Origin of the sequence: Bradyrhizobium sp. IC3195, assembly GCF_020193585.1 — a bacterium.
Taxonomy (GTDB): Bacteria; Pseudomonadota; Alphaproteobacteria; order Rhizobiales; family Xanthobacteraceae; genus Bradyrhizobium; species Bradyrhizobium yuanmingense.
Genome location: NZ_JADYVG010000005.1, coordinates 258,453 through 279,690, shown reverse-complemented (window position 1 = coordinate 279,690; position 21,238 = coordinate 258,453). Strand labels below are relative to the sequence as shown.

At 66.9% G+C, this 21,238-nt stretch carries 18 protein-coding genes and 2 riboswitches; of the genes, 2 read left to right on the top strand and 16 right to left on the bottom strand.

The features are described from left to right. Positions 1 to 60: 60 nt before the first annotated feature. From I6F09_RS13935 to I6F09_RS13910, 6 genes are all read right to left on the bottom strand, one after another. A complete protein-coding gene (locus I6F09_RS13935) occupies positions 61 to 1,743 on the bottom strand; it encodes a long-chain-fatty-acid--CoA ligase (protein WP_225141396.1) in 1,683 nt (560 codons plus the stop codon). Next, positions 1,740 to 3,035, bottom strand: coding sequence for an aminotransferase class III-fold pyridoxal phosphate-dependent enzyme (locus I6F09_RS13930; RefSeq protein WP_225188293.1), 1,296 nt, complete (start codon positions 3,033 to 3,035; stop codon positions 1,740 to 1,742). The genes I6F09_RS13935 and I6F09_RS13930 overlap by 4 nt, the downstream gene beginning before the upstream one ends. Before the next feature lie 10 nt (positions 3,036 to 3,045). Further along, positions 3,046 to 4,626, bottom strand: a complete 1,581-nt coding sequence (locus tag I6F09_RS13925) for a hydantoinase B/oxoprolinase family protein (RefSeq protein WP_225188292.1) — start codon at positions 4,624 to 4,626, stop codon at positions 3,046 to 3,048. Next, the gene (locus I6F09_RS13920) at positions 4,623 to 6,632 is read right to left on the bottom strand and encodes a hydantoinase/oxoprolinase family protein (protein ID WP_225188291.1); all 2,010 of its coding nucleotides are present in this window, start codon (positions 6,630 to 6,632) and stop codon (positions 4,623 to 4,625) included. The genes I6F09_RS13925 and I6F09_RS13920 overlap by 4 nt, the downstream gene beginning before the upstream one ends. Before the next feature lie 463 nt (positions 6,633 to 7,095). Then, entirely contained in the window at positions 7,096 to 8,532 is a 1,437-nt protein-coding gene (locus tag I6F09_RS13915) for a PepSY domain-containing protein (RefSeq protein ID WP_225188290.1), read from the bottom strand. Between the two features lie 12 nt (positions 8,533 to 8,544). Then, positions 8,545 to 10,902 (bottom strand): TonB-dependent receptor, encoded by a 2,358-nt coding sequence (locus I6F09_RS13910; RefSeq protein ID WP_225188289.1) that lies wholly within the window; start codon positions 10,900 to 10,902, stop codon positions 8,545 to 8,547. Positions 10,903 to 11,016: 114 nt separating this feature from the next. Beyond that, positions 11,017 to 11,220: riboswitch (cobalamin riboswitch) on the bottom strand. Between the two features lie 73 nt (positions 11,221 to 11,293). Between I6F09_RS13910 and I6F09_RS13905 the strand changes: the two genes are divergently transcribed. After that, positions 11,294 to 11,866, top strand: a complete 573-nt coding sequence (locus tag I6F09_RS13905) for a histidine phosphatase family protein (RefSeq protein ID WP_225188288.1) — start codon at positions 11,294 to 11,296, stop codon at positions 11,864 to 11,866. Here the strand turns inward: I6F09_RS13905 and cobT are convergent. From cobT to cbiE, 8 genes are all read right to left on the bottom strand, one after another. Then, positions 11,859 to 12,911, bottom strand: coding sequence for a nicotinate-nucleotide--dimethylbenzimidazole phosphoribosyltransferase (gene cobT, locus I6F09_RS13900; protein WP_225188287.1), 1,053 nt, complete (start codon positions 12,909 to 12,911; stop codon positions 11,859 to 11,861). The two genes, I6F09_RS13905 and cobT, sit on opposite strands and share 8 nt — an antisense overlap. A 5-nt stretch (positions 12,912 to 12,916) precedes the next feature. Next, the gene (gene cobF, locus I6F09_RS13895) at positions 12,917 to 13,666 is read right to left on the bottom strand and encodes a precorrin-6A synthase (deacetylating) (protein WP_225188286.1); all 750 of its coding nucleotides are present in this window, start codon (positions 13,664 to 13,666) and stop codon (positions 12,917 to 12,919) included. Between the two features lie 45 nt (positions 13,667 to 13,711). Then, positions 13,712 to 14,389, bottom strand: coding sequence for an energy-coupling factor ABC transporter permease (locus I6F09_RS13890; protein WP_225188285.1), 678 nt, complete (start codon positions 14,387 to 14,389; stop codon positions 13,712 to 13,714). Positions 14,390 to 14,425: 36 nt separating this feature from the next. Beyond that, a riboswitch (cobalamin riboswitch) is annotated at positions 14,426 to 14,645 on the bottom strand. A gap of 45 nt (positions 14,646 to 14,690) precedes the next feature. Beyond that, entirely contained in the window at positions 14,691 to 15,422 is a 732-nt protein-coding gene (gene cobA / locus I6F09_RS13885; RefSeq protein WP_036005341.1) for a uroporphyrinogen-III C-methyltransferase, read from the bottom strand. Further along, positions 15,419 to 16,729, bottom strand: coding sequence for a cobyrinate a,c-diamide synthase (locus I6F09_RS13880; protein ID WP_225188284.1), 1,311 nt, complete (start codon positions 16,727 to 16,729; stop codon positions 15,419 to 15,421). Before I6F09_RS13880 ends, cobA begins: the two co-directional genes overlap by 4 nt. Next, a complete protein-coding gene (gene cobM, locus I6F09_RS13875) occupies positions 16,729 to 17,511 on the bottom strand; it encodes a precorrin-4 C(11)-methyltransferase (RefSeq protein WP_036023536.1) in 783 nt (260 codons plus the stop codon). The genes I6F09_RS13880 and cobM overlap by 1 nt, the downstream gene beginning before the upstream one ends. After that, positions 17,508 to 17,876 carry a cobalamin biosynthesis protein gene (locus I6F09_RS13870; protein WP_036023534.1) on the bottom strand — a complete coding sequence of 123 codons (369 nt, stop codon included), beginning with the start codon at positions 17,874 to 17,876 and terminating at the stop codon, positions 17,508 to 17,510. The genes cobM and I6F09_RS13870 overlap by 4 nt, the downstream gene beginning before the upstream one ends. Then, entirely contained in the window at positions 17,873 to 19,054 is a 1,182-nt protein-coding gene (gene cbiE, locus I6F09_RS13865; protein WP_225188283.1) for a precorrin-6y C5,15-methyltransferase (decarboxylating) subunit CbiE, read from the bottom strand. The genes I6F09_RS13870 and cbiE overlap by 4 nt, the downstream gene beginning before the upstream one ends. Here cbiE and I6F09_RS13860 point away from each other — a divergent pair. Then, complete coding sequence (locus tag I6F09_RS13860; RefSeq protein ID WP_225188282.1) at positions 19,053 to 19,799, top strand: cobalt-precorrin-6A reductase; 747 nt, start codon at positions 19,053 to 19,055, stop codon at positions 19,797 to 19,799. The two genes, cbiE and I6F09_RS13860, sit on opposite strands and share 2 nt — an antisense overlap. On the opposite strand, the gene cobJ is transcribed toward I6F09_RS13860, so the two are convergent. Both cobJ and I6F09_RS13850 read right to left on the bottom strand, forming a co-directional pair. After that, positions 19,775 to 20,509 carry a precorrin-3B C(17)-methyltransferase gene (cobJ, locus tag I6F09_RS13855; protein ID WP_225188281.1) on the bottom strand — a complete coding sequence of 245 codons (735 nt, stop codon included), beginning with the start codon at positions 20,507 to 20,509 and terminating at the stop codon, positions 19,775 to 19,777. The genes I6F09_RS13860 and cobJ overlap by 25 nt on opposite strands. Next, positions 20,506 to 21,237, bottom strand: coding sequence for a precorrin-2 C(20)-methyltransferase (locus I6F09_RS13850; protein ID WP_036023524.1), 732 nt, complete (start codon positions 21,235 to 21,237; stop codon positions 20,506 to 20,508). The genes cobJ and I6F09_RS13850 overlap by 4 nt, the downstream gene beginning before the upstream one ends. Position 21,238 lies beyond the last annotated feature (1 nt).

The window sequence follows — 21,238 nt, the reverse complement described above, 5'->3', positions numbered from 1 at the left end:
GGATCTTCCGCGGCGCCGAGCATAACGCGGCTCCGTGCCGATATTCCAGCCAAGCAGCTTTCATGCCGTCCGCCCCCATTCGGCATCCTGCAACAGCCGCCAGTTGATCTTGTTGCTGGCGGTGCGCGGCAGGGACTCGACGAAGACGACGGCGCGCGGCGCCTTGTAGCTCGCCATCGCGCTGCGCGCCCAGCCGACGATGTCGCCCTCCGACGTCGTCGCGCGCGCGGCGTCATCGAGCACCACTAGCGCCTTGACGGTCTCACCGCGATAGCCGTCCGGCGCGGAAACGATGCAGCATTCCCGGATGGCGCGGTTCTGGTACATCGCCGCCTCGACCTCGGCCGGCCACACCTTGAAGCCGCTGACATTGATCATGCGCTTGAGGCGGTCGACGGCGAAGAAATAGCCGTCGGCATCGCGATAGCCGAGATCGCCCGTGCGCAGGAACCGCTTGCCGTCCCGTTCGATGAAGGCTTCGGCATCCGCCTCCGGCCTATTCCAGTAACCCTGCAGCACCTGCGGCCCGTGCACGATGATCTCGCCGACCACATTGTCGTCGAGCTCGATCAGGCTCTCGGGATCGATCACCCTGGCGTCGATCTCGTGCACGGCGATGCCGAGGCACTGCCGCTTCGGCGCCGCCATCGGATTGAGGTGCGTCGGAGACATCGTCTCGGTCATGCCGTAGCCCTCGACGAAATCGAGCCCAAACCGCCCCTTCAGCCGTTCCGCGACGGCTGTCGGCATCGCCGCGCCGCCACCAGTCAGCACCTTGAGCTTCGCAAAACATTTGTCGCGGAAGCTGGCGCTGGCGAGCACATCCACGATCATGGTCGGCGCAGCGTTCCAGAACGTGACGCCATAGGTCTCGAACAAATCCGGCAGCAGATCCTTGTCCCAGCGCGCCATCAGCAGCAGCGTGGCGCCGGAGACGATGGCGGCATTCATCGAGCCCTGCATGCCCGCGACATGGAACAGCGGCATGAAGCCGGTCATCACGTCGCTGCCATTGAGCCCATACCAGCGCGCTTGCAACACGGCGGTGAACAGCGCGCTGCGATGGGTGTGCATGCACGCCTTGGGCTTGCCCGTCGTGCCGGACGTGTAGGGCAGGATCATCAGATCCGCCGGCCCCGCCTCCATCGCACCCGGCTGCAGGCCCTGCACTATCGCGGGCGACCACGAATACCAGCCCGGCGATGACGGCGGCTCCAACGGCGCCTCGGTCACGCATGATGGCAGTGTGTCGGGCGTCGCGGCTGGAACTTCGTCGCGGTATTGCGCGACAATCGCATGCGTAATCGCCTCGCCCACCAGCGGTGCAAACACATCGCTTAGCTCGCTGCCGATGATTGCAACCCTGGCGCCGCTGTCCACGGCGAGATACGCGATCTCGGCGGTCTTGTTCATGGGATTGACCGGCACGATCACGGCGTTCGCCCGCATCGTCGCATAGTAAGCGATGACGTATTGCGGCGAATTCTGCAGCGCGATCATGACGCGGTCGCCGCGCTTCACTCCGCAAACGCCTTGCAGAAAGCCGGCCATGGCATCGACCCGGTCGCGCAGCTCGGCGTAGCTCAGGCTCGCCCCGTAGAACATTGTGGCCGGATGCGTTGGCCGTTCACCTGCAGCGCGCGCCAGCGCGTCGTAGAGCGTCCCCTCCGGCATCGCGAGATGCCACGGCTCATCCGCCGGCCAGGCCGGCGAACGACGAGGTGCTGCGTGGTCCGCGATCACCCGTGCTCCTTATCGGCAATTTCGAGGCCGTGGTCGAGCGCATCGAGCAGCAGCGTCGCCTCGCGCTCGGAGATCACCAGCGGCGGCGCCAGGAACAGCGAGGTCTGCTCGCCGCTGGTGCCGATCACGGCTCCGGCTTCCAGTGCGCGCTCCGCGACGCGCGAAGCGATCGGCACCTCGGTGGTGTCGGCATGCCAGCTGCGCCAATCCGGGCCATGCAGCTCCACCGTCCAGTGCAGCCCCTGCCCGGCCACGCGCTGCACGCTGGGGTGCTTTTGCGCTATTGCGAGGAGGCGGCGGGTGAACAGCTTCTCCAGATTCTGCACGTGGTCCAGAATCCTGTCCTCACTGACGACCTTCAGATAGGCGCTGACGGCCGCCATGCTGATCGGATGGCCACGCAGCGTGCCGTAGTTCTGCCAGCTCGTGCCCTTCAGCCGCTCGACGATGTCTTTGGACACCACGACAGCGGCAACGGCCGCCGCGCCGCCGCCGAGCGACTTTCCGAGCGTCACGATATCGGGCCGGCTCTGCGCGCCCTGGAACGCGAACCAGCGCCCCGCGCGGCCCGCGCCGGTGACGACCTCGTCCGCGATCCAGTAAGAGCCGGCCTGCCGCCCGCAGCGCGCGACCTCGTCCTGATAGGCCCCGTCGTAATAGATGCCGCCTTGCGTATAGTCGATGATCGTCGCCGCCGTGTCCGAGAGCAGGCGCGGGGCGTCCGCGAGATATTCGCTGGGCGGGGTGTTGATGGCCGGCGCGCCATAGATCGCCCCATCCGGCGCCGGCAGGATCCGCACCGGCGCCATCGGTGCCGGTAGTTTCGAGCCGCCGGCGTGCACCGCAAGGCCACCGTGCCATTGCGGCTGCACCGTCATGCTGCGCGACAGCCCGGTGATGCCGTGATAGGCGCGCTCGCGCGTTGCCAGCGCCGAGCGCTGCGTCAGCGCCTGGCAGAGCGACAGCGCCATGTCATTGGCCTCGCTGCCGCTGATGCAGAAGCGCACCGCGCCGACCCAGTCCTCTTCGCCCTTGAAGGCGGTGGCCATCAGATCGTCGGCGGCTTGCTCGCGGCCGACCCAGGTCCACCCCTCGTTGACGACGGGCGTATCGGCCGCACGGCGAATCGCCTCCACCATGGCGGGATGGCGATGGCCGAGACCGCCGCCGGTATTGCTGCCGTCGATCAGCTTGCGGCCATCCGCAAGATGAAAGTAGACGCCCTCCCCGCCGACCACGGCCATCGGCGCGGCCTCGCCCGCATTCAGCCCGGTTCGCAACAATCTGCTCATCGCCACTGCCTCACTCCGCCGGAACGGCGCCGTAGCCACCGCCACCGCACATCTCGATCGTGACGAGATCACCTTGCTGCAACACCAGGTTCGACTTGCCGTCGATGGCGACGTTGGCGCCCTGCCGGACCAGCGAGATGCGGCAGGCCTTGCCCGATTCGCCGCCCTGCATGCCCCACGGCGCCATCACCATGCGTTCGACGCAGGTGGTCAGGTGCATCGAGGGCGCCAGGATGCGGTAGGTGCGGACCGAGCCGTCACCGCCGCGATGCGCGCCCGCGCCGCCGGAATTCCGGCGGATGGCCTGCTGCTCGAGCCGGATCGCGTAGTTCGCCTCGATCACCTCGACCGGCGTGTTCGAGGTGTTGGACAGATGCACGCGGGTCGCGGACGTGCCGGCCCGATCGTGCCGCGCGCCTTCGCCACCGCCATGGACTTCATAGAGCATCTTCCACGACCCGTTCGGCCGCGGCTCGGCGAAGAACAGCACACCCGCGGTGGTTGCCCCGCCCGCGGACAGGCGCTCGGGAATGGTGTCCTGCATGGCACGGAAAATCGCATCGACGATGCGCATGGAGGTCTCGTGATTGCCGGCGGCAACGGAGGCGGTCCAGCCGGGCTCGAGGATCGAGCCCGGGCGCGTGATGATGGTCAGCGGCCGCAGCGCGCCGGCATTCTGCTGCATGTCGCGCCCACTCATGATGCGCGCGGCATAGGCGACAGCCGAGCGCGCCATGAAGGGAGTCGTGTTGCAGAAATTTGAGACGCGATCGCAGCTTCCGGAGAGATCGAAGGTCGCCTCATCCCCGCGAATGGTGATCTTCACATGGATGCGCGCCGGCGCATTGTTCGCGCTGCCGTCGTCGAGATAATCCTCGCCCTCGTAGACGCCATCCGGAAGATCGCGCAGCGCCGCCCGCATCTCGATTTCGGAGAGGTCGTGCAGGCGCGACTGCGCCGCCATGAAGACGGCTTTGCCATGCTCGCGGCAGAGCTCGACGATGCGCTTCTCGCCGGCCTTGGTCGCCGCGATCTGGGCAAGAAGATCGCCCTCGCAGGATTCGGCATCGCGGACATTGGCCTTGAGCAGCTGCACGATCGGCGCGTTGAGGCCGGCTGCGGTTGCGATCAGCACCGGCGGAATCCGCATCGCCTCCTGGAACGTATCGACCGCCTTGGCGAAATAGCTGCCAGGCCAGGTGCCGCCGATGTCTGGCCAATGCGCGAGGCTGACTGCAAAGGCGACGATCTCGCCGTCGAAGAAGACGGGACGCACGACCTTGACGTCGTTGAGATGATTGCCGCCGAGCGCGCCGACATTGTAGATGACGACGTCGCCGTCGTTCAGGCCATCGCGCGGCATCACCTTCAAGAGTTCGGGGATGGTGTAGGCCATCGCGCCGAGATGAATCGGAATGTCGCGGCCCTGCCCGACCAGGCCGCCGTGGCCGTCGGTGATCGCCGACGAGAGGTCGCCGGCCTCGCGCAAGAGCGGCGAGCGCGCCGAGCGCGTCATGACGAGGCTCATCTCCTCGGCCGCGGCGGAGAGCCCGTGCCTGATGACCTCGACGACGAACGGATCGAGCTTCATGCCGCCCTCCGCGTCAGGAACAGATTGCCTGATGTATCGGGCCTCGCCTGCCAGCCCGGCGGCACCACCACGGTCGACCAGGCGTCTTCGATGATGGCGGGACCAATGATGGTCTCCGTGAGCGAGGCGCGGTCGACGATCGCGGTTGCGATGTCGTGGAAGCCGTCGAACGAGCAGGTGCGCGTGCTCATAGACACTGCCCTCGCCGCGGTCGCCGGCCGGCTGACAATTGTCGTTGACGGGCGACGCGCCTGCACCCGCACCAATTCGATGACGCAGGGCTCGCCGGTCGCATAGCCGAACAGCTCATGATGCCGCGTCAGGAAGTCTTGCTTCAGCCTGGCGACGTCGAGCGGCAGCGTGAAGGATACCGGAATGGCGTCGTTCTGCGCCGCGTAGCGCATCAAGGCCACCGGCTCGACCTGGATCTCCGCCTTCGCAACATTGTTGGCGAGAAGCGGCGCCGAGGCATCGGCAATCAGGGCCTCGATCCGTTCCGAGGCGCGGGCGAGATCGATGTCGTCGAGGGCGGCGCGAAGGGTCTGCTGCTGCAGGAAGCTGAAATCGGCGGTGAGGCAGCCCAGCGCCGAGAATGCGCTCGAGGCACTGGGCACGACCACCTCCGCAATGCCGTAGAGATCGGCAAGGCCCGCGGCATGCATCGGGCCGCCGCCGCCGAAGGCCAGCAGCGTGCAATCGCGCCCGTCGATGCCGCACTCGACCGTGACGCGGCGGAGCGCGCGGGCCATGGTCGCGTTCGCGACCTTGATGATGCCGAGCGCCGTCTCCGTCAGGCTCAGCCCGAGCGCGCGGGCAATCGGCGCGATGACGCGCTTTGCGGCCGCGATGTCGATGCCGATGCGGTCACCAAGCTTGGTCTCAGGATTGAGATAGCCGAGCACCGCATTGGCATCGGTGATGGTCGGCTCCGTGCCGCCGCGGCCATAGCAGGCCGGGCCCGGCTCGGAGCCGGCGCTCTCCGGCCCGACCGTCAGCCCGCCGGGACCGTTGCGCACGATCGATCCACCGCCGGCGCCGATCGAATGCACCGCGAGCATCGGCTGGCGCAGCGGCTTGTCGCCGAGCATGCGGCCGTCGGTCATCTCGGCCTGGCCGTCGACGATCAGGCACACATCCGTCGTGGTGCCGCCCATGTCGAAGGTCAGCATCCGCGCGCAGCCGAGCTGGCGCGCAATGCTGACCGACGCCGAGACGCCGGCCGCCGGGCCCGACATCGCCATCACCAGCGGACGCTGCTTCACCGCCGAAATCGGCACCATGGCGCCGGCGGAGTGAAACACCTGCAGGCCGGGCCCGATCGGCAGCCGCTGCTCCAGCTCGCTGAGATATTCCACCGCGATCGGCATCGCGGCCGCGTTGAACACGGTTGCCGAGGTTCGCTCATATTCGCGCGCCTCGGGATTGACCTCGTGCGAGAGCGAGACGTGGGCGACGACGCCCCTGAGCCGCTCGCCCAGCATCTTTTCATGCACCGGATTGGCATAGGCGTGAAGCAGGGCAACCGCGACGCTCTGCACGCCGGTCCCCTTCAGCCACGCCACCAGGCGTTCGACCTCCGCTTCATCGAGCGCCTTCAGCACCCGCCCCTCATGATCGAGGCGCTCGGCGAGCCCAAAGCAGCGTTCAGGCGGCACCAGAGGCGGCGATTTCGGCGGAACGTCGAGCCGGTAGAGGTCTCGGCGGCGATAGCGCGCGATCTCGAGCACGTCGGCAAAGCCTTCGGTCGCGACCAGCGCCACCTTCGGCAGCCGGTTCTCGACGATCGCGTTGGTCACGCGCGTGGTGCCGTGGACGAAGCGCTTCACCTCGCTCTTGCGCAGGCCGACCGCCTCGATCGCCTCCAGCATCGCCTGCACCGGTGCGTCGGGGCGCGACGGCACCTTCGCAATCCGCGCCTCCGCGGAATCGCGCCGTATCGCGATGATGTCGGTGAAGGTGCCACCGATATCGGTGCCGACCTCCCAGTGATTGCCGGAATCGCTCATCTGCACAGTCAGCTACGCGTGACGTTCATCATCATTCCCTGTCATGCCATCACGTGCGAGCGTGCGACAGAGCGATGGCCGCGGGATAGGGTCAGAGTTGTCGCAAACCAAAGCGCTAGCAAGCCACCGGCCTTGCGCGGCGCAGCATCGGCTGCACGTTTCCGTGCAGCGCTGCTCGCGCAGAGAGCAGAAGGCCGCGAAGTCAAAATGTGCAGCGCACCCTTGGATTCTTCGAGGCAAATAGAAGCGCCCGTTGCACTGCAATCGGATCGCACAAGGCCGTTTGTCTAATTTGCAGGCGATCGGTCGGCGGTGCGGGAGACAGCACTGACCAAGAGCTATGCACGCAGGTCGGCTCAGCCTCTCTTTATTGTACGGTCAGTAAGCGAGGACATCACCGGCCGCTGGTGGATAACCCGGCGCGCCGAACGGGTCGCGCCGGGTACGGAGATTTCGCGACTGGCTATGCGCTCGCCAGCCATGCCCGCAAGCGCCGCCAACCGATGACGATGCCGGTGATGGAGAACATCAGCCCGAGCGTACAGAGCCCGACAATGAGAGCGTCACGCAGCCGCGCATGAGCCAGCAGAATCGGGAAATCAAGCGTGTGCAGCGCACTGTAAAGCCAGCGATAGGCGCGGCGCGACGGGTCCAGTCTTTGCAGCAGCTTGCCATCGGCAGCATCGACATCGAACCAGAGATCGCCGCAGGTCGTCCGGTAGACGGGGGCCCCCGGAAGTGCGGATTGCGCCGGATAGTCGTCGTTGCCGGCGAGCAGGAACGGTGCGGCACAGCCGGTGCCAAGGCGCGCCGTCAGGTCGCCGATCTCCTGCCTATCCAGGTATGACGCCGGTCCATCGCGCGGCGCGTCCCCTGCCCTGATCAACGCCTGACGGCCGAGACCAACCCGGTCGCGCCGATAGACATGGCCGTTGAAGGCGAACCATTCGACCACGCGGGCCAACGGCGATATTGGCTGCGGATCGAGCGACGACGCGTCTCGCCAATCCGGGGCGGCATCGACCACGCCGGCCTCTGTCGGAGTCAGTTGCCCGCGCGAGAACAGGCGGCCGTGATCCATCGACAGCCAGCCGCTGAAGATCCAGGTCAGCACAAACACGGTCGCGACGAGACCGATGATGTGATGCAGGGCGTGCCAGCCACGATAGGGCGACGAGAGCTGGCGTCCCCGTATCTTCACACGCACCATTCCGAGCACCGCACCAAGCAATGCCGCGATTAGGGCCAGCAGCGACAGCGTCCAGACCACGCCATCCCACAGCGCCCAGCTGCTGCGCAGAATTGTCGGATAGATCCAGTGCAGCACGCTGCCGGCCCAGTTCCACGCGCGCTCGCTGCGCGTCGTATCCAGGACGACTTCGCCGGTCAGCGACGAAACGTAGACCTCCGTTCCAGGGGCATCGCCGAGAGCGGCGCGAAACAAGGGGCGATGGCGATCAAAACCGTTCGGCACGCTCCATTGATCGTAATCCGACCGCGCGACGATCGCAGCGCGCACCGCCTCAAGCCCGCGCTGACGTGAATAAGCTTGCACGATGGTGAGCGCGACATCGGCTGATGTCACCGACGCGTCTCCTCCATCGGAGGCGCGAACCGCTCGCGAACCTATGGAGCCCGAGACGACGTAGACCGGTCCATCGCTCCGCTGGATCAGCCGAACACGCCTGCCATCGGCAATCCCGCTCGCCGCAACGGCGTCCGCGACCGAGATCCTCGTCCCGTCGCGATCGACCGGCACAAGTCCGGCAAATCGCTCCGCTTCCGTCAGCGACGGAAACGGGACGAAGTGCATGACGATCCCGCTCGCGAACCACATCGCGAACAGCAGACAGAACGCGATGCCGAGCCAGCGATGCGTGAGGACGATCGCGCTCATCATGCGCTCAAGGCCTCACCATTTGAACGCGGCCGATATTTCATAGGTGCGCGGCGCGCCCAGGAGGATCTGGTCCGGATAGAACGGATCGCCCCAGATCGCGTAGCGCTTATCAGTGATGTTGCGGACACGGAAGGTCAGGCGGGCCTGGTCGACCGCATTGAACGCCGTCTTGGGGATGTCGACGAAGGCGTAGACGTCGGCCACAGTGTAAGCCTTCATCGTCACGACGTTGGCGTCGGTGTTGTAGCGGTCGCCGACATGACGGCCGGTGATGCCAAGCTCCACCGGCCATGGTGTGAAGAAGCGATACGACGCGCCGGCATTGGCGACGATACGCGGCACGTTTGGCGGCGTGTTGCCGGAGAACGAGCCGCCGGCAAAATTGTAGTCGGCATAGCGCGCATCGACATAGGCGATGTTGCCCCACAGCCGCAGCGGCTCGATCGGGCGTATCGAGGCGGCAAGCTCGACGCCTTTCGACTCCTGTCGTCCGGCGATGTTGAGTTGCATGCCGCCGGCGGCCGCATAGACGTTCTTGCGCAGGATGTCATAGGCCGAGAACGACCACTCCGCCCGATTGTCCCAGAACAGGTGCTTGACACCGGTCTCATAGGTGCGCGCGGTGGTCAGGTCGAGCGGCTGGGTGGGCGAGAGCAGGAAGATGTTGTTGGCTGCGACGTCGGCGCCGGTGGCGTATTGGCTGAAGAAGGTCAGGCCGGGAACGGCCTCCCAGGTGTAGCCGATGCGGCCCGTCACCGGCGCCCAGTCTTTCCTGAATGGGAAGCCCACCTTCTCCACACCGTTCTTGTCGGTCGAGTTGCGGTCGAGCCCGATGTGCTCGACACGAAGGCCGCCGATCAGCGCGAAGCTGCGCGTCAGCTTGAGCCTGTCCTCGAATGACAGCGCCTCGTTGTCTATGCGCGCGGTCTGCTGCTGCGTCGTGAGCAGGCCGTAGAAACCGCGGTTGGGGTCGACCAGCGAGACGGAATCGCCGGGAAAGTTTGCCGCGCCGGGCCTGACGAAATCGAGATAGCTCGACGACAGCGTCGTGACCAGCCGGTTGTCGAAGCCCGCAATATTTGTATCCCAGATCAGGTCGGTGATGTTGCCGACCAGTCGCTGACTGTGGGCGACATAGAAACGCTCGCGATCGACCAGGTTCGTGGTGGAATTGAACGCCTCGATCTCGTTATTGAACCAGGTCCGTTCCGCGCCATAGCCATAGGCCTGACTTTTCAGCGTGAGGTCAGGCGCGAGCTTCAGCTCGAAGCCGCCACGCAGCCACACTTCCTGCGCCACGTTGCGGTTATCGAGAACGTTGTAATTGGTGTTGAAGGTGCGGTCGTCGATGGTGACGGCACCGAGATTGGTTCCGTTGTAATTCGAGACGTAATTGCCGGAGACGATCCCCGTCGTCGCATGCGAACCGCTGAAGGCCACCGGCACCAGCGGCGCGCCCCAATAGGCCTTCGAGCGGTCTTCGCGATATTCGACCGCACCCCAGATCCTGAGGCTGTCGGAAACACGGTAGTTGAGCTGGCCGGACGTGCCGAACGTCTTGACATTGGTGTCATCGGCAAAGCCGTTGAGGGCGGAACGGCTGATGTCGAAGCGATAGTCCAGGCCCTGCACATTGGTGCTGCCGCCGGAGCCGTAATGGGCACGGAACGAGTTCAGCGAGTCCCAGGAGAAATCGGCCTCGTTACGGACAGCTCCGGTGTGCGGCTGCTTGGTGACGAAGTTGATCGCGCCGCCCGCGGCGCCCTCGCCCGAAATCAGCGAGGCCGGGCCCTTGAGGAATTCCACGGCCTCAAGGTTGGCGGTGTCCACGATCCGCGAGGTCATGTTCTGCGGACCGATCTTGATGCCGTTGTAGAGCGTGTTGATCTGGCTGTTGGTGAAGCCGCGCATCGAGAAGGCCGAAGGTTCGGCCGGGTTGTCGCCCGAGGTGACGCCGGCGGCGCCCTGCGCCACCTCGGACACGGTGCGATGGCCCTGCTCGCGCATGGTTTCGGCGGAGACAACCTCGACGGTCGCGGGCGTCTGCCGCACCGTCAAGCCGAGCCGCGAGGCGCTTTCGGCAACGGCGTTGGAGTTGAGCGGCGTTTGCGGCGTTGAATCCGGCGTGACGGGTCTTGGCGCTGCGGATACAGCCGCCGGCCTGCGCGCTGCCGCGCGGCGCGCGCCCTGCGCCGTTCCTGCTGCCGGTTTGGCCGGCTTGCGGGCCTGGGCGGGCGACACCTCGACGGGTGGCAGCGACTCTCGGGCCTGCTGCGCCAGAGCGGCCGGCAGACCAAGAGCGGCAAAGGACGTGAACGCGGCGGAGGCAAGCAGGACGCGGCGCGGTCGTGCGATACGGATGGAAGACACAGGTCAAAACCTCGGTATGACGTCAGTGGCACGTCACAGCGAACGAGGTCTCACCTTTGGCCTTGCAGCCGTCCGATGAAGCCGAATGTCTGTACTCCCCGACCGACATCTTCGCGTGTGACCACGGCTGACGGCAGGTCTCCTGGCTCGCGGGTCGTGACCGCTTCGTCGCCTTCCCGGGACCGAGGACCCAGTGGCTCGTGACGAAGGATTCACCGCTTACAGTTGCGGGGGCAGCCGCGGCATTGGGGACAATTTTCCCCGCACCGCATTCCCTTTTCATTCCCTCTCGGGAAAACCGTCGCGAGCATCTAGGATTACCGCCAAGACAGAGTCAATGTGCCAGTTGCGGCGTTATGGCCACAGCAACCAACTTTCCCTGGAGATGAGCATGGAAGGCGAGACCTTCCTCTGGTTGATCAGGCATGCGGCCGTCGTGGGCATGCCCGGGACGATCCATGCGGCCGATGCGCGGGCCGACCTCGGCGATCACGCGGCATTGGCGGCCCTGAGGCGCCTCTTGCCCGCGGATCTCGCCGGCTATGCCAGCCCGTCGCGGCGCACGGTCGAGACGGCGCGCGCGCTGGGGCTCGAACCGGAGCTGATCAGCGAGTTTCGCGAGCAGGATTTCGGCGACTGGACCGGCCATCGGCATGACGAGCTCGCCGCGACCGGCGGCGAGGCCTACGCGCAGGTCTGGCGCGATCCGGCGCACGGACGGCCGCCGAACGGCGAGAGCTTTGCGGATCAGGTCGCCCGCGTCCGCCTGGGCCTGGCGCAGATTGGCGCAGGCTCCGCGGCGCTGGTCGTTCATTCCGGCACCATTCGTGCCACGCTCTGCATCGCGCTCGATCTCACACCGGACGCCGCGCTGCGCTTCGTGATAGATCCGCTGTCGCTGAGCCGGATCGACCGGCTCGCGGGCGGCTGGCGTGTCGTCTCGGTCAATCAACGCATCAGCTAGGCCGATCCGGCACGTTGGCCTGCGCGAACGTCGCCATGCCGTTGTGAAGTGCGCAGGCCGAGCGCACCAGCGGCAGCGCGATCGCGGCACCCGATCCCTCGCCGAGCCTGAGATCGAGGCTGATCAGCGGCTGCACGTTCAGCGCGCGCAACACCAGCCGATGTCCCTGCTCCGCCGATTGATGCGAGGGCAACAGGAACGGCTGGCAGGACGGGTTGAGGCGCACTGCTGCCAGCGCCGCCACCGAGACGATGAAGCCGTCGAGCAACACGGGAATGCGGCGTTGCGCAGCCGCAATGATCGCCCCCGAGATCGCCGCGATCTCGAGGCCGCCTACGGCGCACAGGATTTTTTCGGGTGACGCCCCCGCAACGCCGTGATGCGCGATCGCCGCATCGATCACCCGCACCTTGTGCGCGCGGCCCAACGCATCGACGCCGGTGCCGCTGCCCGCGATCTCGTCGGCACTCACACCGAGCAGGCTCGCAGCAATCGCTGCTGAGGTCGTGGTGTTGCCGATCCCCATCTCGCCGAAGATCAAGAGATCAGGCCGGCCGGCCTCGGCGCGCGCCACCGCGCGCTGGCCGGCCTCGAAGGCGAAGGCCAATTCCGTGGGCGTGAGCGCGGCCTCGACACTGAAATCTCGGGTGCCGCTGCGCGGCTTGTCGGTGACGATTCCCGCGATCTGCGCCTCGGTCAGCGTGCCGGCGTCGACCACCTCGAGGCTCGAACCCAGCTCGCGCGCCAGCACCGAGATCGCGGCGCCACCGGCAGCAAAATTCGCCATCATCGCGATGGTGACGGCTTGCGGATAGGCCGACACGCCCTGCGCGACGATGCCGTGGTCGCCGGCGAAGATGATGATCGGCACCCGCGCGGCGCGCGGCTGCTCGGTGGCCTGCAGGCCCGCAAGCTCGATTGCGAGCTGCTCGAGCCGGCCGAGCGCGCCGGTCGGCTTCGTCAGTTGCCCCTGCCGCGCAATGGCCGCCTCGCGATGAACAGCGGAGACCTCGGGGCAGTTCTGGGTAACCCATTCGGGAAGCATGCTGCTCAACGCCTGCGCTTGATGGTGTAGCTATCCATGATCCAGCCGTGCCGCTCGCGCGCCTCTTGCCGCAACGCGACGATGCGCGGGCCGACCTCGGCCAGCGCGCCGGACATGATGATCTGATCGGGCATGCCGAGATAGGCACCCCACCAGATCTGCAGGCCTTCTGGATCCAGCGATTGGAACGCCGTGCCGCCATCGAGCATCACGACGACGGTATCGACGCCCTGCGGCCAGCCGCCTTCGCGCAAGCGCCGCCCCGTCGTGACCAGGAACGGCTCGCCGATGTCGTTGAGCGGCAGCGCATGCGCCGCGCACAGCGCCTGGATCGAGGTGATCCCAGGCACGACTTCGATTGTCGGCAATGGATCGAGCCGCCGCGCAATGCGCAGCGAAGAATCATAGAGCGAAGGATCGCCCCAGATCAGCAACGCGACCTTGCCGTCATCTTCGAGATGCCCAGCGATCGTCTGCGACCAGGTCGCGGCCACCGCATCGTGCCAATCGTCGACGCCCTTGCGGTAGTCCGACTCGGTCGCATCGCGCACGGGAAGGTCAAACTCGGCAATGCGCGTCGCTTTGTTGGTGAGCACACCGGCGCAGATCGTTCGCCTGAGATCGGCGAGATCGGATTTCGCAGTCCCCTTGCGCGGGATCAGGATGAGATCGGCGGCGTTGATGGCGTCAACGGCGGCGCGCGTGAGCTGCGCGGGATCGCCGCAACCGATGCCGATCAGAGAGAGCGTGAGCATCGCGAGCGCGATGGGCGGCCACACCGGCCGCCCATCGCTGATCTCTTACGCCGCGTTGTGCAGGCGCGGGGTGACGAGGCCGGGCGCGGTGACGCCGCGCAGCGACTTCGCCAGCGCCAGCACCGCGAGATCGGCGAGCGGTTCGATCACGATCACCAGCGCATAAGCGGCAGCGAACGTCCCGACGCTGGCGAGATTGCTGATCGCAAAGCCGGAGCCATAGAGCGCCCAGAACGCCACCCATGCGATCACGCCGGCCTGGTAGGTCGTCGAAAGCGCCAGCGCCTGACCGTACTTCAAATCGACATAGGCGGTGTTGCGGGCAATGATCCGCTTGGCGATCGCCTGGATCGCGAACAGCGGCACCAGAAGCGTGGTGACGTTCATGCCGTATTGCGGCAGATCGACTGGCTCCAGCAGCATGCCCTGAAGCAGCAGGCCAAATGCAAGGCCGAAGGCGGCGGGCGCAGCACCAAAGAGCAGGAACAAGGTCGAGCCGAGGATGAAGTGCACCTCTGATACCCCAACCGGAAAGTGCGGCAGGATTTCGAAGAAGACGAAGACGAGAGCGGTGGTGGCCAGTGTCCGCGCCGCGAACGAGCCGGCGCCCTGCTCGCGCACGGTCTCGACCGCGAGCTTCAAGGCAACGCCGCCTGCGGCGATGCCGGTTGCGTAACTCAACACGAGCTTGGCGCCCGTCACGATCCCGGGTTCGATATGCATGGCTCAATTCCTTTCCGCCGTCACACCCGACGGCCTTGGCCTCAAAACGTGCACGGCCGGTCTCCTGGCTCGCGGTTCACTGGGTTCTCCGGCCTTCCCGGACCTTGCGGTCCAGTGGCGGTTCGGAGGCCCTCACCGCTTACAGTCGCGGGGGCGGCTGGGGTTTTGGGCGCCGCAACTGGGTCCGCCCATCCCCATTCCCGATTATGCTCCGGCGCTTTGCGCCGCGTCGAGCACCATGCCGCTCTTGTGTGCCCCTTTCGTATCGCGGGCGTCAAGGGGCGAACCGCTGCCGGAGCCGTCATGCCGGATATTCTCCCGCCAGCGCGCCGAACAGGATGACGGCCGCAGTGGAAGCGGCGCCGCCGCGCCCAAGCTGCTCGGCGAGCTCGGCAATCGTGGTGCGGACCAGCCGTTCGTCGGGACGCCCGAGAGATTCGGCGAACAGCGCCGGAGTGCTGGGAGCGAGGCCGTGCGCGATCAATTTTGCGGCAAGCGCCGGAAAGGTGCGCCGGCCCATATAGACCACGGTCGTGGCCTCGGGGTCGGCCAGTGCCGCCCAATTCAGATTGGGCGGCAGCTCGCCCGTGACGTCAGCGCCGGTGATGAACTGCACCCGGCGGGAGGTATACCGGCGGGTCAGGGGAATGCCGGCCTGGGCGGCGGCGACACAGGCGGAGGTGACGCCGGGAACGATCTCGTAGCCGATGCCGGCCTCGCGCAGCGTCTCGATTTCCTCCTCCAGCCGGCCGAAAATGCCGGCATCGCCGGACTTGAGCCGCACCACGCGCGCGCCGGTTGCGGCATAGTCGACCAGGAGACGGTTGACGTGGTGCTGCTTGGTCGAAGGACGCCCGGCCCGCTTTCCCACCGCGACGAGATTGGCGCCGGGCCGTGCGAGATCGAGGATCGCGCCGGAGGCAAGATCGTCATAAAGCACGACGTCGGCCTCGCGCAGCCGCGTGGCGCCCTTCACCGTGAGGAGCTCGGGATCGCCCGGACCGGCGGAAACGAAAGAGACAAAACCGCTCACCGGTCCTCCGCGATCAGATGGAAGAACGTGCCGGTGGCATGGCCACGGCGCGAGCCGGTTTCGGCAATGGCCGCGCCGGTGGCATCGTGCACGACCGCGAGCGGCGTATCGGGCTGGGCGAGGATGGTCGAATAGTGGAACTCGTGGCCGCGCAGGCGCGCGCCAGGCTGATGCCCCGGCATCGGCGCAGCCAGTTCAGCAAGACGATAGCCGAGATGCATGCGGCGCTTGGCAAAGCTGGTCTCGAGGCCAAGCAGCCCCGCCATCTCATGGCTGATACCGTCGGCGTCGGTCAGGCCTGCGCCCAGCACCATATAGCCTCCGCATTCGCCATGCACCGGCCGCGTCTCGGCGAAAGCGCGCAAGCCGCTGCGAAAGCGCGCATTGGCCGCGATCTTTCCTGCATGAAGCTCGGGATAGCCGCCGGGCAGCCAACACACGTTGGCGCTCGCATCGGGCGCTTCATCGGCCAGCGGCGAGAACGGCACGATCTCGGCGCCCGCGGCGCGCCAAGCTTCCAGCATATGCGGATAGACGAAGGAGAACGCCGCATCGCGCGCCAGCGCGATGCGCTGGCCGGGCGGCGTCACGTTCAAGCCGTTCGCCGCAGCTTGCGGCGACCATTGGCCTGCCGAGTGGAGCACCGCATCGAGATCGACGTGCTCGGCGACAAAGCGCGCGGCCTCGTCGATCAGCTTGCCGATCTCGGCCTGCTCCTCGGCCTGCACGAGACCGAGATGCCGCTTCGGCAGGCTGATCTCGGCATGGCGCGGCAGCGCGCCGAACACTTTGATACCGGCCTCGTTCAGCGCGCGCCGCACCAGATCCTCATGGCGGGGGCTGGCGACGCGATTGAGCACGACGCCGCCAAGGCGCACGCCGGCGCGGTAATCGCGAAGGCCGGCGGCGATCGCTGCCGCAGTCTGCGCCTGGCCGGAGGGATCGATCACCAGAACCACCGGCCAGCCCAGCATCTCCGCGATATCAGCGGTCGCTCCGGTGCCGGAGACACCGCGCGCGGCGACACCGTCGAACAGGCCCATCGATCCCTCGGCGAGAACGACATCTGCATTGCCGCCACGGCTGACGAGATGCGCGATGGTGCCGCGATCCATCGCCCAGCTGTCGACGTTGACCGAGGCGCGTCCCGTGGCTGCGGCGTGGAAGGCGGGATCGATATAGTCGGGGCCGCTCTTGAAGCACTGCACGTTCAGGCCGCGCTTGCGCCAGGCGCGGGCGAGCGCCAGCGTCAGCGTGGTCTTGCCGACGCCGGAGGCCGGCGCGGAGATGACAAGGCTCGCCGGCATCACGACGCCTCCGGAAAGCGCGGCTCGGCACCGACCGGCCGGTAGCGGCGGTCGTAGTCGGCGGCATAGAGGCGGCTCTCGTCAAAATCGGCAGCGCCAAGCGTCTTGCCGACCAGGATCAGCGCCGTGCGCTCCATCTCGCCACCCACGAACGCACCGAGCGTTGCAAGCGTCGCGCGCACGATGCGCTGCTCCGGCCAGCTCGCGCGCCAGACGATCGCGACCGGGCAATCCGCGCCGTAGTGCGGCGTCAGCTCGGCGACGACCTGGTCGAGCAGATGGATCGACAGGTGGATCGCGAGCACCGCGCCGGTCGCGGCGAACGCGGCGAGCTTCTCGCCCTCGGGCATCGCGCTGGCACGGCCCGGCGTGCGCGTCAGCACGACCGTCTGAGCAAGACCGGGCAGCGTCAGCTCGGCCTCCAGCGCGGCCGCGGCAGCCGAGAACGAGGGAACGCCGGGTGTCACCGAGTAGGGAATCCCGAGCGCACGCAAACGGCGGAGCTGCTCGCCCATCGCCGACCAGATTGAGAGATCACCGGAATGCAGCCGCGCGACATCCAGGCCTGCCGCATGCGCGCCTGCGATCTCGGCGATGATCTCGTCGAGCGACATTGGCGCGGTGTTGACGATACGTGCGCCGGGCGGGCAATGCGCCAGCACGCCCTCCGGCACCAGCGAGCCGGCATAGAGACAAACCGGACTGGCCGCGATCAGATCGCGGCCGCGCAACGTCAGCAGATCGGGTGCGCCCGGCCCTGCGCCGATGAAATGCACCGTCATGGGCCGTCTCCTTCGGCAATCGCGGCGGTCGCGGTGCGATCCTGCGAGACAACCCGTGCTGCAATCAACCGCGCGCGCGGACCGGCGACCGCGAGCGCAGCAGCCTCGGCTACAGATCCGGTGCCAAATTTCTCCGCGACGAGCTTCGATTGCGTGGGCGTGTCGATGCCGGCCAGTGTCGCGGCCGGAACGGCCCTGATCGGCACGCCGCATTCACGTGCGAGTTGCTTCAGCGCCTCGATGTCGGCCTTATCGCTGACGGTTGCCATCGCCGCAAGCCCTTCCGCACCGCCCGCAGCGAGCAGCGCTTCACGCAGCGAAGCCAGCGTCACATCGCGCTTGAAGCCGAGTCCGGCGACCTTCATCGAACCACACTCCACTGCACCACGGGGCGTGCTGCCTCCCAAGACCGATAGCGGCCGAGCGGGGCGGCATGCGAAATTTCGGCCCGCATCAGTTCGCCGCCGTGACGCTGATGCAGCTCGCCGAGCAGCGCTTCCGTCTCCAGCGTGACCGAATGTGCGACGAGCCGTGCTCCAGGCGAAAGCCGCGTCCAGATCGCATCAAATAACACTTCGTCGAGACCACCGCCAATGAAGACGGCATCCGCCGCTTCCAACCCGGCAAGAGCTTCCGGTGCCCTGCCCGTGACGACTGTGATCCGATGTGCCAAACCGAAGGCGGCTGCATTCTTGCGGATGTTCGCGGCGCGATCCTCGCGCGCTTCGACTGCACTCGCCGTCCCACCACACAGCGCCCACTCCACGGAGATCGAGCCTGAACCTGCGCCGATATCCCACAACCGTTCGCCGGGCCGCGGCGCCAACGCCGAGAGCGCGAGCGCACGTACCGGCCGCTTGGTGATCTGGCCGTCATGCATGAAGAGGTCGTCCGATAATCCCGAACTGCGGGGCATCCCCTGTCCGCCCTTCGCCTCGACGGCGACGGTGACCAGGTTTCCGGCGAGATCACCGGCAAGACTATCGGCGCGATATTCTGTGACGCTTTCGCGCGGGCCACCGAGGGCGGCGAGCATCCAGAAGGCCGAGGCGCCCCACCCGCGCTCGCTCAACCACCTAGCCAGATCGCCAGCCGCTTTCCCATCGCGCACGAGACAGATGATGCGCGCCCCTCGCGCCAGATGCGGACCGAGACGCTCGAACGGTGCGGCGTGAAGCCCGAGGCAGACGGTGGATTCGAGTCGCCAGCCCAGCCGCGCGGCGGCGAGCGAGAAGGTGGACGGAGCAGGATGCGCGATCCACTCGTCGCCACCGAGCTTCTCGGCAAGGCTCGCGCCGGCGCCATGCCAGAACGGATCGCCGGAGGCGAGCACCACCGTCGGCCTGCCGCGACAGCTCAGCACGACATCCGCATCGAACGGCACCGGCCATGGACGACCGCGGCTGCCAATTTCGGCAAGCGCAAGATGGCGCTCGCCGCCGAACACGGTTTCGGCCTTGGCAAGCGCCTTTCGGCTTGCCTCCGACAGCCCGGCAAGGCCATCTTCGCCGATACCGATGATGGTCAGCCAGGGCTCATTCATGATTCGCGCCCTCATTCTGGGCGGAACGGCCGATGCGAGCCTGCTCGCCGCGGAGATCGCGCGCGCCGGCATCGACGCCGTTTATTCCTATGGCGGCCGCACGCGCGTCCCGGCCGGTCAGCCGCTGCCGACCCGCATCGGCGGTTTCGGCGGCGTGAGCGGACTTGCGGATTACATCCGCGCCGAAGGCATCACGCATGTGATCGATGCAACGCATCCGTTCGCCGCGGAAATGAGCCGCAACGCCGTTGCGGCTTGCACCGAGACGGGCACGCCGTTGCTTGCGCTGGAGCGCGCGCCCTGGATCAAGGCGTCCACCGACAACTGGATCGAGGTGGCGGATGTCAATGCTGCCGTCTCCGCGCTGCCCGACGCCCCGGCAAACGTGTTCCTCGCCATCGGCCGCCAGCACATTGCGCCATTCGCGACGAAGCCGCAGCACGCCTACACGCTGCGGTTCGTCGACCCGCCCGACGCGCCCCTGCCCTTCGCGGCCGATGTGATCGTGTCGCGCGGACCGTTCACGCTTCATAGTGAGCTGGCGATGCTGCACACGCGCGGCATCGCCTGGATCGTCGCCCGCAATTCCGGCGGCGACGGCGCGCGCGCCAAGATCGACGCGGCGCGCATGCTCGGCCTTCCCGTAATCATGATCTCGCGACCAGAGCTGCCCGAGCGCCAAAGGGTCGAGAGTGTCACTGACGTGATGCAATGGCTCGGTCATTCTGCGCGCCTCGGCGCATAGACCCAGCGGCCGATGCGGCGCATCTGCGAATTGCCGACGATGACAAGCGTGCGCATGTCGGCCATCTCGGGCGTCGCCTGGTTCAGCGTCACGATCTCGATCTTTTCATCAGCCGCGCTGATCGCGCGCGCGAAGATCATGAGACGCTCGCCGCAGCCGGCCTCGCGAAGCAGCGCCAGCGCACGGCCGAATCCTTCCGGGCGGCTGGCCGAGCGCGGGTTGTACATCGCGATGGCAAAATCGGCTTCCGCCGCGAGTCGCAGGCGTTTCTCGATCACTGCCCACGGCTTGAGATTGTCGGAGAGGTTGATCGCGCAGAAATCATGGCCGAGCGGCGCGCCGGCACGCGCGGCGGCCGCCAGCATCGCGGTGACGCCGGGCAGCACACGGATCGAAAGCTCACGAAATTCCGGCGCCTGCTCGAGTGCCTCGAACACGGCGGATGCCATCGCGAACACGCCGGGATCGCCGGAAGAGACGACGACGACCTGACCGCCTTCGGCGGCAAGCCGCAGGGCTTCGCTCGCGCGTTGCAGCTCTTCGCGATTGTCGGATGGATGCAGAGTGAGCCCAGGCCGCGGCGGCACGCGCGCGACATAGGGCGCATAGCCCAGAATGTCGGTCGCCGTCGCAAGCGCGGCGGAAACTTCCGGCGTCACAAGCGCGTCGCTGCCCGGCCCGAGGCCCGCGATGGTCAGTGTGCCTGTCATTCGGCGGCATCCAGATGCCGGCCCTTGCCGTGCACGAGCACGATCGCGAAATAGGGACAGTCGGCCGCATCGATCTCGGCGAGCCGCACCACGCGCTCGCCTGGCATGGTGCCACGCTCAACCAGCCAGGCATCGGCGAGCCGCCCGGCGGAGCTGAGCGCGCGGCGCACTTTTGCGAGATTGCGGCCGGTCTTCATGACGACCAGTGCATCGGAATCGCGCATGCGCCGTTCGAGCTCGGCCTCGGGCAGCGTGCCCATCAGCACCGTCGTCACGTCGTCGCCGAGCGCGATCGGCCGGCCGACGCCGTTCCAGCAACCGACCATGCCGGGAATGCCGGCGATCACCTCGATCTCGACGCGGCCTTGCAGGCGCGTGTGCAGATGCATGAACGATCCGTAAAAGTAAGGATCGCCCTCGCAGAGCACGACGACGTCGACGGCGCGCGAAAGCCGCGCCAGGCGCTCGGCCCATTCGTCGTAGAAGCCAGCGAGCAGCTGGACATATTCGGGGCTGTCGAAAGCGATCTCCGTCGTAACAGGATATTCCATGGGATATTCGGTAACGCCCGCAGCCAGCATGCCATCGACGATGCGGCGCGCCTGACCGGGCCTGCCCTTCTTGCGAAAATAGGCGACGTGGCTGGCGCCCCGCACCGTACGATCGGCACGCACGCTCATCAGATCAGGATCGCCGGGGCCGAGACCGCAGCAGATGATGCGTCCCATG

Bases quoted from the DNA above. Each gene is read 5' to 3' on its own strand.
- I6F09_RS13930 (WP_225188293.1), bottom strand. From the start codon at position 3,035: ATGAGCAGATTGTTGCGAACCGGGCTGAATGCGGGCGAGGCCGCGCCG.
- I6F09_RS13870 (WP_036023534.1), bottom strand. From the start codon at position 17,876: ATGAAGGTCGCCGGACTCGGCTTCAAGCGCGATGTGACGCTGGCTTCG.
- I6F09_RS13880 (WP_225188284.1), bottom strand. From the start codon at position 16,729: ATGCCGGCGAGCCTTGTCATCTCCGCGCCGGCCTCCGGCGTCGGCAAG.
- cobT (WP_225188287.1), bottom strand. From the start codon at position 12,911: ATGCTTCCCGAATGGGTTACCCAGAACTGCCCCGAGGTCTCCGCTGTT.
- cbiE (WP_225188283.1), bottom strand. From the start codon at position 19,054: ATGAATGAGCCCTGGCTGACCATCATCGGTATCGGCGAAGATGGCCTT.
- cobF (WP_225188286.1), bottom strand. From the start codon at position 13,666: ATGCTCACGCTCTCTCTGATCGGCATCGGTTGCGGCGATCCCGCGCAG.
- I6F09_RS13920 (WP_225188291.1), bottom strand. From the start codon at position 6,632: ATGAGCGATTCCGGCAATCACTGGGAGGTCGGCACCGATATCGGTGGC.
- I6F09_RS13850 (WP_036023524.1), bottom strand. From the start codon at position 21,237: ATGGGACGCATCATCTGCTGCGGTCTCGGCCCCGGCGATCCTGATCTG.
- I6F09_RS13915 (WP_225188290.1), bottom strand. From the start codon at position 8,532: ATGATGAGCGCGATCGTCCTCACGCATCGCTGGCTCGGCATCGCGTTC.
- cobM (WP_036023536.1), bottom strand. From the start codon at position 17,511: ATGACGGTGCATTTCATCGGCGCAGGGCCGGGCGCACCCGATCTGCTG.
- I6F09_RS13925 (WP_225188292.1), bottom strand. From the start codon at position 4,626: ATGAAGCTCGATCCGTTCGTCGTCGAGGTCATCAGGCACGGGCTCTCC.
- I6F09_RS13890 (WP_225188285.1), bottom strand. From the start codon at position 14,389: ATGCATATCGAACCCGGGATCGTGACGGGCGCCAAGCTCGTGTTGAGT.
- I6F09_RS13860 (WP_225188282.1), top strand. From the start codon at position 19,053: ATGATTCGCGCCCTCATTCTGGGCGGAACGGCCGATGCGAGCCTGCTC.
- I6F09_RS13905 (WP_225188288.1), top strand. From the start codon at position 11,294: ATGGAAGGCGAGACCTTCCTCTGGTTGATCAGGCATGCGGCCGTCGTG.
- cobJ (WP_225188281.1), bottom strand. From the start codon at position 20,509: ATGACAGGCACACTGACCATCGCGGGCCTCGGGCCGGGCAGCGACGCG.